Annotated in this window: 11 protein-coding genes, 2 pseudogenes and 1 riboswitch; of the genes and pseudogenes, 3 read left to right on the top strand and 10 right to left on the bottom strand. The window is 70.6% G+C overall.

The window, feature by feature from the left end:
• Window positions 1–30: 30 nt before the first annotated feature.
• Window positions 31–182, bottom strand: a riboswitch (cobalamin riboswitch).
• A 251-nt stretch (window positions 183–433) separates the two neighbouring features.
• A complete protein-coding gene (gene sodN / locus RZ50_RS04160) occupies window positions 434–829 on the bottom strand; it encodes a superoxide dismutase, Ni (protein ID WP_030057980.1) in 396 nt (131 codons plus the stop codon).
• A gap of 258 nt (window positions 830–1087) precedes the next feature.
• Here sodN and sodX point away from each other — a divergent pair, with 258 nt between their 5' ends.
• Window positions 1088–1450 (top strand): nickel-type superoxide dismutase maturation protease, encoded by a 363-nt coding sequence (sodX, locus tag RZ50_RS04155; protein WP_196950894.1) that lies wholly within the window; start codon window positions 1088–1090, stop codon window positions 1448–1450.
• A 46-nt stretch (window positions 1451–1496) separates the two neighbouring features.
• Here sodX and RZ50_RS04150 read toward each other — a convergent pair whose 3' ends face one another.
• From RZ50_RS04150 to RZ50_RS04135, 4 genes are all read right to left on the bottom strand, one after another.
• On the bottom strand, window positions 1497–2084 hold the full coding sequence (locus RZ50_RS04150; RefSeq protein WP_196950840.1) for a CGNR zinc finger domain-containing protein: 588 nt from the start codon (window positions 2082–2084) through the stop codon (window positions 1497–1499).
• A 112-nt stretch (window positions 2085–2196) separates the two neighbouring features.
• Window positions 2197–2997, bottom strand: coding sequence for an amino acid ABC transporter ATP-binding protein (locus tag RZ50_RS04145; protein ID WP_374199868.1), 801 nt, complete (start codon window positions 2995–2997; stop codon window positions 2197–2199).
• Window positions 2994–3944, bottom strand: coding sequence for an amino acid ABC transporter permease (locus RZ50_RS04140; RefSeq protein WP_374199867.1), 951 nt, complete (start codon window positions 3942–3944; stop codon window positions 2994–2996). The genes RZ50_RS04145 and RZ50_RS04140 overlap by 4 nt, the downstream gene beginning before the upstream one ends.
• 60 nt (window positions 3945–4004) lie before the next feature.
• Entirely contained in the window at window positions 4005–4937 is a 933-nt protein-coding gene (locus RZ50_RS04135) for an ABC transporter substrate-binding protein (protein WP_196950839.1), read from the bottom strand.
• Between the two features lie 933 nt (window positions 4938–5870).
• On the opposite strand from RZ50_RS04135, the gene RZ50_RS04130 reads away from it, so the two are divergent.
• Together RZ50_RS04130 and RZ50_RS04125 are read left to right on the top strand one after the other, a co-directional pair.
• The gene (locus RZ50_RS04130; protein ID WP_196950838.1) at window positions 5871–7067 is read left to right on the top strand and encodes an NADP-dependent malic enzyme; all 1197 of its coding nucleotides are present in this window, start codon (window positions 5871–5873) and stop codon (window positions 7065–7067) included.
• 107 nt (window positions 7068–7174) lie between these two features.
• Window positions 7175–8137: a zinc-binding dehydrogenase gene (locus tag RZ50_RS04125; RefSeq protein WP_196950837.1), complete on the top strand. Its 963-nt coding sequence runs from the start codon at window positions 7175–7177 to the stop codon at window positions 8135–8137.
• Between the two features lie 100 nt (window positions 8138–8237).
• On the opposite strand, the gene RZ50_RS04120 is transcribed toward RZ50_RS04125, so the two are convergent.
• The 5 genes and pseudogenes from RZ50_RS04120 to RZ50_RS04100 form a co-directional block, all read right to left on the bottom strand.
• A complete protein-coding gene (locus RZ50_RS04120; protein ID WP_196950836.1) occupies window positions 8238–9326 on the bottom strand; it encodes a helix-turn-helix transcriptional regulator in 1089 nt (362 codons plus the stop codon).
• A gap of 1 nt (window position 9327) precedes the next feature.
• A complete protein-coding gene (locus RZ50_RS04115) occupies window positions 9328–10251 on the bottom strand; it encodes a DUF4097 family beta strand repeat-containing protein (RefSeq protein ID WP_196950835.1) in 924 nt (307 codons plus the stop codon).
• Between the two features lie 189 nt (window positions 10252–10440).
• A complete protein-coding gene (locus RZ50_RS04110) occupies window positions 10441–10620 on the bottom strand; it encodes a DUF6104 family protein (protein WP_196950834.1) in 180 nt (59 codons plus the stop codon).
• A 171-nt stretch (window positions 10621–10791) separates the two neighbouring features.
• Window positions 10792–12144, bottom strand: a pseudogene (kgd, locus tag RZ50_RS04105) (multifunctional oxoglutarate decarboxylase/oxoglutarate dehydrogenase thiamine pyrophosphate-binding subunit/dihydrolipoyllysine-residue succinyltransferase subunit); the annotation flags it as partial.
• Window positions 12145–12172: 28 nt separating this feature from the next.
• Window positions 12173–14788, bottom strand: a pseudogene (locus RZ50_RS04100) (multifunctional oxoglutarate decarboxylase/oxoglutarate dehydrogenase thiamine pyrophosphate-binding subunit/dihydrolipoyllysine-residue succinyltransferase subunit); the annotation flags it as partial.
• Window positions 14789–14822 lie beyond the last annotated feature (34 nt).

The raw sequence follows: 14822 nt of genomic DNA, 5'->3' as shown, positions 1-14822 counted from the left end.
GGCGCCTTCCCCTCGCAGTCCACGGCGAGTTGTCGGGAGTTCAGCGGCCGAGGGCGATCGGGCTGGCGCGGCCGTGGGGACTGCTCCCCGGGCCGTGCTCACCGTTGCGGGTCAGCGCCGGATTCACACCGGACTTCCCCCTCGGACGCCCTGGCAGCATAACAGCCGCTCAGGCCTGGCACCCCTTACCAAGGGCCTGTCTCTTGGGTCCTTGCCGGGTCCGCGGCGCTGGGGCACGCACCTCGCCGCGTTGTCGTCGGTCGCCAATGCTCCGCAGTGGCTCCCTCCTCCGCCTTGCGATGCACGCACCCCAGCGCCGCGGCCTATCCGACAAAACCCAAGAGACAGGCCCTGGGCCAGGTGGGACGTGAACGCACGACCGCCCCCGTCCGACGGGGCGGACGGGGGCGGTCGGGGTGGCGACGCGTCAGGCTCAGGCCTGCTTGGTCTCCCAGAAGATCTTGTCGACCTCGGCGATCAGGTCCAGCAGGGCCTGGCCGGTGGCCGGGTCGGTGGACGCCTTGGCGGCCGAGGCGGCCTTCAGGGTGTCGTTGATCAGCTTGTGCAGCTGCGGGTACTTCTCGAAGTGCGGGGCCTTGAAGTAGTCGCTCCACAGCACCGAGATGTGGTGCTTGACGGCCTCGGCGCGCTGCTCCTTGATGATGATGGCGCGGGCGCGGAAGTGCGGGTCCTCGTTGGCCTGGTACTTCTCCTGGGTGGCCTTGACCGACTCGGCCTCAAGCTTGGCCTGCGCCGGGTCGTACACGCCGCAGGGCAGGTCGCAGTGGGCGTGGGCGGTGGCGCGAGGTGCAAACAGACGAGAGAACATGGGAGTCCTTCCTTAGATCGTCTTCCCGGGCCCGAGACTACCCTTCCGACCCCCGGGTTTCGCGGTCGGGCGGTGGGCCTAGGGCAAAAGGCGGACCTGGAACCGGGGTAATCCGGACATCGAACGGATGGCGGTCCGTACGGCAGACTGGGGGCGGGCGGTCCGGGAGGAGGAGTCGTGGCGCGGAGTGCGGAACCGGTGGGCGACGGCCGGGGCGGTGCGGTGCCGTTCGGGCTGGTCGACGTGGCGGGCCCGTCGATGGTCCCGACCCTGCGCGAGGGCGACCAGCTGCTGGTCCGCTACGGCGCTCCGATCCGGCCCGGCGCGGTGGTGCTGTTCCGGCACCCCTTCCAGCAGGACCTGCTGGTGGTGAAGCGGGCCGCCGAGCGCCGCCCGAGGGGCTGGTGGCTGCTGTCGGACAACCGCCCGGTGGACAGCGACAGCCGCAGTTACGGCCCCGTCCCGGACGAGCTGGTGCTCGGCCGGGCGCTGGCGCGGCTGCGCCCGGACCCGGCCTGGCTGGCGCCGGGCCGCCGGCTGGAGAGGTTGCTGCTCAGCCCCCGGCTGGTCCGGGTGCCGGGCCTGGCCCGTCGGCTCGGCGCGTGGGTGGAAGAGGTCTGAGGGCGGTCCGCCCCCGGCCGGTCCCTGTCGGCGGCCGGTGCCCGGCTCAGGCCCCGGTGCTCAGTGCCGCCTCGGCCTCCTGCCGCTTGCGGGCCCGGTAGGCGGCCACGTTGGCGCGGGTCGCGCAGCGGTCCGAGCAGTAGCGGCGGGAGCGGTTGGTCGAGGTGTCCAGGTAGGCGTTGCGGCAGGGCGCGGCCTGGCAGATGCCGAGCCGGTCGGCGCCCAGCTCGGTGAGGTGGACGGCCAGGCCCATGCAGGCGACCGCGCTGAAGTGCGCGGTGGCGGTGGGCGAGTTGTCGGCCAGGTGCAGGTGCCAGCGCGGCCGTCCGGCGTCGTCCAGGTGGTCGTGCCCGGAGACCAGCGGGCTGACCGGGTACTCCATCAGCAGGCTGTTCAGCAGGTCGACGGACCGGATCTCGTCCCCCTCGGCGGCGGCCTCGAACACCCCGCGCAGCCTGGTGCGCACCGCCCGCAGCCGGGGCACGTCGGAGTCGTCGGCGAGCGCGGCGGCCCGGGAGCCGTCGGAGAACAGGGCGCGCACCGCGTCCACGGAGGTCAGCGTGTCGGTGCCGCGCTCGGGCTCCTCGGTGTTCACCAGCCGAACGGCGAGGTCGGCGTAAGAGGCGAGCTCCACGGAGGTCCTTCCAGAGAGTCGGTAACGGGCTGAATGCCTCCAGCCTATTACCCGGCGGGGGAAACGGCGGCGCCCGGCAGGAAACCGCCTGCCGGGCGCCGATCGTACGGGGTCAGAGCACCTTGGAGAGGAAGGCCCTGGTGCGTGCGTGCTGCGGGTTGGTGAGCACCTCGCGGGGGTTGCCGGACTCGACCACCACGCCGCCGTCCATGAACACCAGCGCGTCGCCGACCTCGCGGGCGAAGCCCATCTCGTGGGTGACGACGATCATCGTCATCCCCTCCTCGGCCAGGCCGCGCATGACGTCCAGCACCTCGCCGACCAGCTCCGGGTCGAGCGCCGAGGTGGGCTCGTCGAACAGCATCAGCTTGGGCTTCATGGCGAGTGCCCGGGCTATCGCGACCCGCTGCTGCTGGCCGCCGGAGAGCTGGGAGGGGTAGTTGCCCGCCTTGTCGGCGAGGCCGACCCGCTCCAGCAGGGCCATCGAGCGCTCCCGGGCGGCGGCCTTGTTCTCCCGCTTGACCTGGACCGGGGCCTCCATGACGTTCTCGACGGCCGTCATGTGCGGGAACAGGTTGAAGCGCTGGAAGACCATGCCGATGTCCCGGCGCTTCAGTGCGACCTCGCGGTCCTTGAGCTCGTGGAGCCGGTCGCCCTTCTGCCGGTAGCCGACCAGTTCGCCGTCCACCCAGAGGCGGCCGCCGTTGATCTTCTCCAGGTGGTTGATGCACCGCAGGAAGGTCGACTTGCCGGAGCCGGACGGGCCGACCAGGCAGAACACCTCGCTCTGCCTGACCTCCAGGTCTATGCCCTTGAGCACCTCGACCAGGCCGTAGGACTTGTGCACCCCCTCGGCCTTCACCATCGGCTCGGCCGAGGCGGCGTCGCGGGGGGTCTTGGTCAGATCGGTCATACGTGACCACCTCCCTCAAGCCCCGGGACCACGTCGTGCCCGGTCTTCGGGGCGGGCCTGCCGGCGAACAGCGAGCGCAGCCGTTGGAACGGTGTGGGCGGGAGCGTCCGGTTCGCACCACGAGCGTAGTACCGCTCGATGTAGTACTGCCCGACGGTGAGGATCGAGGTCATGAGCAGGTAGTAGATGCTGATCGCGACCAGGACCGGGATGGTCTGGTACGTCCGCGAGTAGATGTCGTGGCCCGCGGTGAACAGCTCGGACAGCGAGATGACCTGGACCAGCGAGGTGGTCTTCAGCATCGAGATGGTCTCGTTGCCGGTCGGCGGGACGATCACCCGCATCGCCTGAGGAAGAACGATTCGGCGCAGTGTGGCCGTCCGGCTCATGCCCAGGGCGTGCGCGGCCTCGGTCTGGCCCTCGTCGACGGACTGGATGCCGCCGCGGACGATCTCCGCCATGTACGCCGCCTCGTTGAGGCCGAGGCCGAGCAGTGCGGCGGTGAAGGTCGGGATCAGCTTGTTGGTCGACTCGGACCAGAACTCCGGGCCGAACGGGATGCCGATCGAGAGGTTCTCCCAGATGGCGCCGAGGAAGTTCCAGAACACCAGCTGGACCAGCACCGGGGTGCCGCGGAAGATCCAGATGTAGAACCAGGCGGTCCCGGAGAGGAGCGGGTTCGGCGACAGCCGCATGACCGCCAGGATCACGCCGCCGACCACGCCCATCAGCATGGACAGCACGGTGAGTTCCAGCGTCACCCCGATGCCGTGGATGATCGTGTCGTCCTGCATGGTCTGGCGGACGACGTCCCACTGGAACGCGGGGTTGAAGATCAGGGCGTGGACCAGCATCGCCGCGAGGACGAGGATGATGATGGCTCCGGCCCAGCGTCCGGGGTGGCGCACCGGAACGGCCTTGATGGGTTCGGGCCGCACCGGTGTCACCACCCCCTTCTCTGAAGGATTCACAGTGGATGGCCTCAGGGGGTGTGGTGGTACGGAGGATCAGCTCTTGGCGGCGTTGATCTCGGACTTGTCGATCGCGCCGGCCTGGACGCCCCACTTCTCCAGGATCTGCTTGTAGGTGCCGTCGGCGATCAGCGACTGGATGGCGCCCTGGACGGCCTTGGTGAGCGGCGAGCCCTTGTCGACGATCACGCCGTAGGGCGCGCTGTCGTAGGTGTCGCCGAGCTTCTCCAGTTGGCCGTTGGTCTGCTTGAGCGCGTAGTCGACGACCGGCGAGTCGGCCATCATGACCTGGTCGCGGCCGGCCACCAGGGCCTGGGTGACGTCGGTCTGGAGGGTGAACTTGTCGCCGTCGTTCGGGATGGTGGGCTTGCCGGCCTTGGCGCAGTCGGGGTTGCGGGTGTCCTTGATCTCGTCGGCCTGGGTGGTGCCGGTCTGGACGGCGACCTTCTTGCCGCAGAGGTCCTTGGGGTCGATCTTGTCCGGGTTGCCCTTCTTGACGGCGACGGCGCTGCCGGCCTGGAAGTAGGTGACCATGTCGACGGTCGCCTCGCGCTCCTTGGTGTCGGTGAAGGAGCTCATGCCCAGCTGGTACTTCTTGGCCGAGATGCCCGGGATGATCGAGGTGAAGTCGGCGTTCTGGACGTCGGCGGTCAGGCCCAGCTTCTTGGCGATCGCGTCGGCGAGATCGACGTCCATGCCGACGACCTTGCCCTTCTCGTCCTTGAACTCGTTGGGCGCGTACGAGGCGTCGGCGGCGACCACCAGCTTGCCGGAGGCCTTGACGTCGGCCGGGACGAGCCCGGCCAGGGCCGGGTCGGCGGTCACGGCGGCGACCGAGGCGCTCGGGTTGGCGCCGGCCGCGGAGCCGGACGAGGACTTGCCGCTGCCGCAACCGGTCAGCACGAGGGAGATGGAGACTGCGGCCACGCCGGCCGCGAGGAGACGGGTGCGCTGGGTACGGGCGGTCATGAGGGGGATCTCCTCCTAGGGGAGAGAAATCGGGCGGAGCGCGCCGCGGGAGCGGCGCACCGGGGCAGCAGTCCGTACGGAGCCGTACGGATGGGGCGTGTCGCTGGTACGTCGTCGTACGTGCGGACCGGTGGTGCAGGGCCCGGGCGCAGGGGGCCGCCCAGGGTGTTGCAGGTACTGCGTCCGCCACCCTCCGCCGAGGTGGACGTTGACCGAACCGTCTCGACCAGTGGCCGGCTCGATCCGAGATGGGGGGAATCCTGCCATCTGATGACGGTCAGGTGGCCCCCATCCAGATCAAAATCGGATAACGAGGGGGCGCCGTGTCCGCTATTCGGACCGATCCCGTGGCCCTGTCACCCTGCGCATAAGTATGCAGATCCGTCTGTATCCAGCCAGGAGGCCCGCCGCCCGCATCCACCGCCCACTTGCCCGCCCTGCCGGGCCCGTTGGCGGGTGTGTCAGAATTCGGTACCGGGTGACCCCCGAACGTTCGAACCAGGCCGACGAGCCCCGACAGGCTCGGGGTGCTCGGGAACGGAAGTCATCACGTGGCTCCGTATCCGGAGTGCCGACTCCCCTTCAGGTCTGCGTTCACTCCTGCGGGTTCGTGTGCGTCCATGCCGTTGCCGCCGCGGAGCCGGGCGCTTCCGACGCCGGGCCCGTTCGATGCGCCGGGACGGTGATGAACGCCACGTGACGAGGACGAAAAGGCATAGGTGCGATGCCTCCGTCCGACTTACGCTCGGCCCGGTAGCACAACACGGACAACACCAGACCCAATAAAAACCCTCATCCGAGGGCGCCGCCGACGGCAGCGCCCCGACCCCGCCCCGGGTCCGCTTCGGCGTACCCGGTTTCCGGTTTCCGGGCGGGGCCGTCCTGCCCGTCGGTCGCGCGGCCCTCGCCGATTCCAATGACGAAGAGGTCATCGTGGCAGCGGAGATCATCCACAGCAGCACCCAGGACACCGACGATCCGGTCGACGCCGTTTTCGCGCTTCACCGCGGCGGCAAGATGGAGATCCGGGCGACCGTCCCGGTCCGTGACGCGGACGACCTGTCCCTCGCCTACACCCCCGGTGTCGCCCGGGTCTGCACCGCCATCGCCGAGCAGCCGGAGCTGGTCAACGACTACACCTGGAAGTCCAACACCGTCGCGGTGGTCACCGACGGCACCGCGGTGCTGGGCCTCGGCGACATCGGCCCGCAGGCCTCGCTGCCCGTGATGGAGGGCAAGGCGATCCTGTTCAAGCAGTTCGGCGGCGTGGACGCGGTGCCGATCGCGCTCGACTGCACCGGGGTCGACGAGATCGTGGAGACCGTGGTCCGGCTGGCGCCCTCCTTCGGCGGCGTCAACCTGGAGGACATCTCCGCGCCCCGCTGCTTCGAGATCGAGCGCCGGCTCCAGGAGGCCCTGGACATCCCGGTCTTCCACGACGACCAGCACGGCACCGCGATCGTCACCACCGCCGCCCTGTGGAACGCGGCCAAGGTGACCGGCCGTGAGATCGACTCCCTGCGGGCCGTCATCTCCGGCGCCGGCGCGGCCGGCATCGCCATCGCCAAGATGCTGCTGGCGGCGGGCATCGGCGACGTGGCCGTCTGCGACCGCAAGGGCGTGGTGTACGAGGGCCGCGGCGACCTGACCGACGTCAAGGCCGAGATCGCCGGGCAGACCAACCGCTCGGGCCTCAAGGGCTCGCTGGCCGACGCGCTGGCCGGCGCCGACGTGTTCATCGGCGTCTCCGGCGGCACCGTGCCGGAGGAGGTCGTCTCGACCATGGCCGAGGGCGCGTTCATCTTCGCGATGGCCAACCCCAACCCGGAGATCCACCCCGAGGTCGCGCACAAGTACGCGGCGGTCGTCGCCACCGGGCGCAGCGACTTCCCGAACCAGATCAACAACGTGCTGGCCTTCCCGGGCATCTTCGCCGGCGCCCTCCAGGTGCGGGCCTCCCGGATCACCGAGGGCATGAAGCTGGCCGCCGCCAAGGCGCTGGCCGGCGTGGTGGCCGACGAGCTCACGCCGCAGAAGGTCATCCCCTCGCCGTTCGACGAGCGGGTCGCCCCGGCGGTCAGCAAGGCGGTCGCCGAGGCCGCTCGGGCCGAGGGCGTCGCCCGGATCTGATGCTCTTCTGACGGTCCGACGAACCAGGGCCGACGGTCCGAGGCCGGGACACGCGTCACACCCACGCGTGGTTCCCGGCCTCGGCCGTCCCGGCTATCGTCCGGGTCATGTTTGCTGCCTACGCCGCACGTATCGACGCCGACGACCCGCTCAGCGGGCTGGAGTTGGGCGAACTCCCCGAGCCGCAGGCCCGCCCCGGATGGAGCGTGGTCACGGTCCGGGCCGCCAGCCTCAACCACCACGACCTGTGGTCGCTGCGGGGGGTCGGCCTGCCCGCCGAGAGGCTGCCGATGATCCTCGGATGCGACGCCGCAGGGGTCGACGAGGACGGCAACGAGGTGGTCGTCCACTCGGTGATCGGCCAGACCGGCCACGGGGTCGGCCCGAGGGAGCCCCGGTCCATCCTGACCGAGCGCTACCAGGGTGCCTTCGCCCAGCAGGTGGCCGTGCCCACCTGGAACCTGTTGCCCAAGCCCCCCGAGCTGAGCTTCGAGGAGGCCGCCTGCCTGCCCACGGCCTGGCTGACGGCGTACCGGATGCTGTTCACCAACGCCGGGGTGAAGCCCGGGGACACCGTCCTGGTGCAGGGGGCCGGCGGCGGCGTGGCGACCGCGCTGATCGTCCTCGGCAAGGCGGCCGGCCTGCGGGTCTGGGTCACCGGCCGGGACGAGGCCAAGCGCCACCGGGCGGTCGAGCTCGGCGCGGACGCGGCCTTCGAGAGCGGAGCCCGGCTGCCCGAGCGGGTGGACGCGGTGATGGAGACGGTCGGCGCCGCGACCTGGTCGCACTCGGTGAAGGCGCTGCGCCCGGGCGGCACCATCGTCATCTCCGGCGCCACCTCCGGCCCCAACCCGAGTGCCACCGAGCTGAACCGGATCTTCTTCCTGGAGCTCAAGGTGGTCGGCTCGACCATGGGCACCAAGGAGGAGCTGGCCGGGCTGCTGGCGCTGTGCGCCAACACCGGCGTCCGGCCGGTGATCGACTCGGTGCTGCCGCTGTCCGAGGCCCGGGACGGCTTCGCCCGGCTCGCCAAGGGCGAGGTGTTCGGCAAGGTCGTGCTGACGCCCTGACGCCCTGACGCCCTGACGCCCTGACGCCCTGACGCCCTGACGCCCGACGTGCGGCGGCCCGGCGCCGCTCCGAGGAGGACGCCGGGCCGCAGCCGTGCGGTCAGCCGAGCAGCCGCTTCAGCCGCTCACCGGCCGAGCCCAGCACCGAGCGGGCCTCGGCCAGCTTGTCGGCGCTCACCCCGCCGTCCCGGGCGGCGTCGCGGACCTGGTCGCGGAAGCGGTCGAGCAGCCGCTCCAGCTCGCGGGTCGGCTCCCCGGCCGGGTCGGTGTGCGTCCACGGCGGCAGGTCGGCGGGGGCGGTGGCCCCGGCCCGGCCCCCGGCACCGCCGTTGTCCTGGTCGTCGTCCTTGTCCAGGTCGATCCGGGTCACCGTGACCCGCTCCTGCGGAGCCGCCGGCGGGGCCTCCTCCGGGGCCTCGGCCGGGTGACCCCAGCGGGCCGCGTCGGCCAGCCCGGCCAGGCCCCTGGTCAGCTCGGACAGGCCCTCGGCCAGCCCGGTCGGCCAGTCGCCCTTGGCCGCGTGCTCGCGCACCTGCTGCTCGACCCGGCGCTTGATCCGCAGCGCCTCCTGCTGCGCGGCGGTGCGGGAGGCCTTGGCCTGCTCGCGCAGCCGGCGGGCCTCCTCCTCGGCGGCCTTCGCCTTGGCCTTGGCGGCCTTCTCCTGCTCCCGGGCGCGCTTGGCCTGCTCCTTGGCCTGCCGCTTGAACTCGGCGAACTCGTCCTTGGCGCGCTGCCAGGACTCGTTGTCGCCCCAGGGCCCGGCCCACGGGTCACCGCCGCCGCCCTCGGTGCGGTCCGGCCGGGGGGCCTGCTTGGCGGCCTGCCACAGCTCCTCGCGCAGGTCCTTGGCGCTGTCCCGGACGTCCTCCCGGATCGCCCCGGCCAGCTGCGCCACGGACTCGTGGATCTCCAGCTCCAGCTCGTCCAACTCGGCCTGGCGGGCCTGGAGTTCGACCCGCCCGGCGTCGGTGAGCCGGTAGACCTTGCGGCCGCCCTCGGTGCTGTGGCTGACCAGGCCCTCCTGCTCCAGCTTGGCCAGCCGCGGGTAGACCGTGCCTGCGGAGGGCGCGTACAGGCCCTGGAAGCGCTCCTCCAGCAGCCGGATCACCTCGTAGCCGTGCCGCGGGGCTTCGTCCAGCAGCTTCAGCAGGTAGAGCCGGAGCCGTCCGTGGCCGAACACGGGGCTCATCTCAGGCCTCCTTGGTGAGGTCGGGACCGGTGGGCTTGTCGAAGTCCGGGGCGGCCGGGAGCTCCTTGACCACCACCTGGCCGTCCTCGTCCGACTCGGGGCGGTGCAGCACGGTGACCGCGCCGGAGACCGTGGTGACGTTGAGGCTGCCGCGGCCCTCGCCCAGCCGGCCGGAGATCTTCTTGGCGCCCCAGGTGCTGCTCATTTCGAGCTGGTCGAAGGTGCTGGAGACGTCGCCGCTGGTGGAGCCGGCGTGGACGGTGGCGTCCGCCAGCGAGGGGATGCGGACCACGACCGGGCCGCTGACCGTGTTGACCTTGACGTCGGTCTCCCCGGCCACGTCGAGGTCCAGGGTGACGGCGCCGGTGACGGTGTTGGCCTGGACCCGGTCGGCGGTGCCGGCGATCACGGTGAGCTGCCCGGAGACGGTGTTGACCTTGAGCTGGCCGCCCACCGCCTGGGCGTCCACGTCGCCGGTGACGGTACTGGCGTCGATCCGGCCGGTCAGCCCGGCCAGGGTGGCGTCGCCGCTGGCGCTCTGCACCGAGACGTGCCCGTCGATGCCGGTGACGGTGGCGTCGGCCGAGACGGTGCCGACCTTGACCTCGGTGCCGGACGGGACGGTCAGGGTGACCCCGGCGGAGCGCTTGCGCTTGAAGGAGTCGAAGAAGTTGCGGACCGAGCCGATCGACTTGATCCGGTCGCCGAACTCGCCCCAGCTGTTGATGTCCTTGTAGGTGACGGTCAGGACGCCGTCGACCAGGGTCACGTGCAGCGGCTCGCCGCTGAGCTCGGTGACCTCCAGCCGGGCCGGGCCCTCGGCCGCGACCACGTTGACCGTGCCGTCGATGATGCGCACGTGCAGCGCGCGGACCGCGTCCTCGAAGGTGATCCTCTCGGGACCGTCGACCGTCCACTGGCTCATGCCTGCCGCCTCCCGTTGTCGATCGCGATGTATCGCGTTCTCTTTTAAAGACGATATATCGCGTGCTGGGAAAAGCAAGCGGTTCCGGCCCTGAGACGGCCCGGACGGGACCCCGATCCGCCCCCTACGGGACGCGCGAGGGGCCCGGGAGGCGGTTGCCTCCCGGGCCCCTCGACGGCCGTCACCGGGTCACTCGTCGTCCTCGTCGTCGAGCCGGGCCAGCCAGGTGGCCAGCCGCTCGACCGGGATCTCGAAGTCCGGGTTGAGGTCGACGAACTCGCGCAGGCGCTCGGCCAGCCACTCGAAGGTGACCTCCTCCTCGCCGCGCCGGTTCTGCAGCTCCTCGATGCCTCGGTCGGTGAAGTACACGGTTCGCTCCGGTCCGATGGGGATTGACCCGGTCAGGATAGACCGGGCCGGTCGGCCGTCGTCGCGTCGGCCGGCGACGGCGGGGTCGTACGACGGAAGGCCCGCGGCCCCCGGCCTCCCTGGACGGGAGTACGGGGGCCGCGGGTTCCAGCGGTGCGGGGCCTCGGCGCGTCAGAGCGCGAAGACCTCCTCGATCAGCGCCTGCTGCTCGGCGGCGTGGCGCTTGGCCGAGCCGACCGCGGGGGACGAGGCCGCCGTGCGGGCGACCCGGCGCAGACGGGCGTCGCCGCCGCTGCGGCCGATGACGACCTGCAGGTGGTCGACCAGGTTCATCGCGATGAACGGCCAGGCGCCCTGGTTGGCCGGCTCCTCCTGGGCCCAGACGAACTGGACGTTGTCGCCGTAGCGGGCCAGCTCCTCCTGGAGCTCGGCCACGGGCAGCGGGTAGAGCCGCTCGACCCGGACGATCGCGGTGTCGGTGACGCCGCGCTCGGTGCGGGCGGCCTCCAGGTCGTAGTAGAACTTGCCGGCGGTGATGACCACCTTGCGGACCTGGGCCGGGTCGACGGTGCTGTCGCCGATGACCGGGCGGAAGGAGCCGGAGAGGAACTCCTCGGCCGAACTGGCCGCGGCCTTCAGGCGCAGCATCGACTTCGGGGTGAAGACGACGAGCGGCTTGTGGTGCGGGTTGTGGGCCTGCCAGCGGAGCAGGTGGAAGTAGTTCGACGGGAGGGTCGGCATGGCGACCGTCATGTTGTTCTGGGCGCAGAGCTGGAGGAAGCGCTCCGGGCGGGCGGAGGAGTGGTCCGGTCCCTGGCCCTCGTAGCCGTGCGGCAGGAGCAGGGTGACGCCGGAGTGCTGGCCCCACTTCTGCTCGGCGGAGGCGATGTACTCGTCCACCATGGTCTGGGCGCCGTTGACGAAGTCGCCGAACTGCGCCTCCCACATGACCAGCGAGTTCGGGCGGGTCAGCGAGTAGCCGTACTCGAAGCCCATGGCCGCGTACTCCGACAGCAGGCTGTCGTAGACGGTGTAGCGGGCCTGGTCCTCGGTGAGGTACTGCAGCGGGGTGTAGTCCTCGCCCGTCTTGCGGTCGATCAGGACGGCGTGCCGCTGGCCGAAGGTGCCGCGGCGGCTGTCCTGGCCGGCCAGGCGGACCGGGTGGCCCTCCATGAGCAGCGAGCCGATGGCGAGGGTCTCACCCATCGCCCAGTCGATGGAGTTCTCCCCCACCGACGCGACCCGCCGCTGCAACTGCGGCAGCAGCCGCGGGTGGACGGTCAGCCACTCCGGCAGGTTGACCTGCGAGGCCGCGATCCGCTTGACCATGTCGGCGGAGATACCGGTCTGGACGGACACCGGGAAGTCCGCCACCGGACGGCCCGTCTCCGCCGGCGCCGGGGCGGTGGTGGCCTCACGGACCTCGGCGAAGACCTTCTCCAACTGCCCCTGGAAGTCCTGGAGCGCCTGCTCCGCCTCCTCCATGGTGATGTCGCCGCGACCGATCAGGCCCTCGGTGTACAGCCTTGCCCATCGCCCAGTCGATGGTGTTGTCCTCGACCGAGGCGGCGCGGCGCTGCAACTGCGGCAGCAGGCGCGGGTGGACGGTCAGCCAGTCCGGCAGGTTGACCTGCGAGGCGGCGATCCGCTTGACCATCTCCTGGGAGATGCCCGTCTGGATGGAGACCGGGAAGTCGGCGACCGGCTTGCCGGCGGTGGCGTCGGCCGGCGCCTGGGCCGCGTCGCGGACCTCGGCGAAGACCTTCTCCAGCTGCCCCTGGAAGTCCTGGAGCGCCTGCTCCGCCTCTTCCATGGTGATGTCGCCGCGACCGATCAGGCCCTCGGTGTACAGCTTGCGCACCGAACGCTTCTTGTCGATCAGGTCGTACATCAGCGGCTGGGTGAACGACGGGTTGTCGGCCTCGTTGTGACCGCGGCGGCGGTAGCAGATGAGGTCGATCACGACGTCCTTGTGGAACGTCTGACGGAACTCGAAGGCGAGGCGCGCGACGCGGACCACGGCCTCCGGGTCGTCGCCGTTCACGTGGAAGATCGGGGCCTCGATCATGCGGGCCACGTCGGTGCAGTACATCGAGGAACGCGAGGCCGCCGGGGCGGCGGTGAAGCCGACCTGGTTGTTCACCACGACGTGCACGGTGCCGCCGGTGCGGTAGCCGCGCAGCTGCGACATGTTCAGGGTCTCCGCGACGACGCCCTGGCCGGCGAAGGCCGCGTCACCGTGGATCTGGATCGGCAGCACCGGGAAGGTCGTGCCGCCCTGGTCCAGGATGTCCTGCTTGGCGCGGGCGATGCCCTCGACCACCGGATCCACCGTCTCCAGGTGGGAGGGGTTGGCGACCAGCGAGACCTTGACGGTCTCCCCGTCCAGGCCGGTGAAGGTGCCCTCGGCGCCCAGGTGGTACTTGACGTCGCCGGAGCCGTGCATCGACTTCGGGTCGAGGTTGCCCTCGAACTCGCCGAAGATCTTGCCGTACGGCTTGCCGACGATGTTGGCCAGCACGTTCAGACGGCCGCGGTGGGCCATGCCGATGACGGCCTCGTCCAGGCGGTGCTCGGCGGCGGAGTCGATGGTCGCGTCCAGCAGGGCGATCAGCGACTCACCGCCCTCCAGCGAGAAGCGCTTCTGGCCGACGTACTTGGTCTGGAGGAAGGTCTCGAAGGCCTCGGCGGAGTTCAGGCGGCGCAGGATGCGCAGCTGCTCCTCGCGCTCGGGCTTGGCGTACGGCTTCTCCAGGCGCTCCTGCAGCCACTTGCGCTGCTTGGGGTCCTGGATGTGCATGTACTCGATGCCGACGGTGCGGCAGTAGGTGTTGCGCAGCAGGCCGAGGATGTCGCGGAGCTTCATCATCTTCTGGCCGCCGAAGCCGCCGACGGCGAACTCGCGTTCCAGGTCCCACAGGGTGAGGCCGTGCTGGACGACGTCGAGGTCGGGGTGCTTGCGCTGCTTGTACTCCAGCGGGTCGGTGTCGGCCATGAGGTGGCCGCGGACCCGGTAGGAGTGGATGAGCTCCATGACGCGGGCGGTCTTGTTGACCTCGTCGTCGTGGGTGGTGGCGACGTCGGTGGCCCAGCGGACGGGCTCGTACGGGATCCGCAGCGACTCGAAGATCTCGTCGTAGAAGCCGTTCTCGCCGAGGAGGAGGCGGTGGATCTCGCGCAGGAACTCGCCGGAGGCCGCGCCCTGGATGACGCGGTGGTCGTAGGTCGAGGTCAGCGTCATGATCTTGGAGACGCCCAGGCGGGAGAGGGTCTCCGGGGCGGAGCCCTGGAACTCGGCCGGGTACTCCATGGCGCCGACGCCGACGATGGTGCCCTGGTTCTGCATCAGGCGCGGCACGGAGTGCACGGTGCCGATGCCGCCGGGGTTGGTCAGCGAGACCGTGACGCCGGTGAAGTCGTCCATGGTCAGCTTGTTGGCGCGGGCCCGGCGCACGATGTCCTCGTAGGCCTGCCAGAAACCGAAGAAGTCGAGCGTCTCGGCCTTCTTGATGGCCGCGACGACGAGCTGGCGGTCGCCGTTGGGCTTGACCAGGTCGATGGCCAGGCCGAGGTTGACGTGCTCCGGCTTGACCAGGAAGGCCTTGCCGTCCTCCACCTTGTAGCTGTAGTTCATGCCCGGGGCGGCCTTGATGGCCTGGACCAGGGCGTAGCCGATCAGGTGGGTGAAGGAGACCTTGCCACCACGGGCGCGCTGCAGGTGGTTGTTGATGACGATGCGGTTGTCGATCAACAGCTTCGCCGGAACGGCACGCACCGACGTCGCCGTCGGCACCTCCAGCGAGGCGTCCATGTTGGTGGCCACGGCCTTCGCCGGGCCGCGCAACTGGACCAGCTCGAAGCCCTCCGCAGCACCCTTCTCCGGGGCGGTCACGGGCGCCGGCGGCGCGGCCGGAGCGGGAATCACCACAGCCTTCGGAGCGGCCGGTACGGCCGACGGATCGGCGCTCGGACCCTGCGCACCCGGCTCGTGGTCGGCGAAGAACTCCCGCCATGACTGGTCGACCGAGTTCGGATCCTGTCGGTAGCGCTGGTGCAGGTCTTCGACCAGCCACGCATTGGCACCGAAACTCTGCGCGAGGTCCGGGGAGGCCGGTCGCTCCTCTGCGGACCCGCCGGGGATGCTGCTGCGGTGAGGCTCTGGAGACACGGCGGCGACGCCCTCTTCCACTCTCTTCAGCTAC

Source organism: Kitasatospora sp. SUK 42 (assembly GCF_015776785.2).
In the GTDB taxonomy this organism is placed as follows: Bacteria; Actinomycetota; Actinomycetes; order Streptomycetales; family Streptomycetaceae; genus Kitasatospora.
This window is presented reverse-complemented; position numbering and strand designations above follow the sequence as displayed.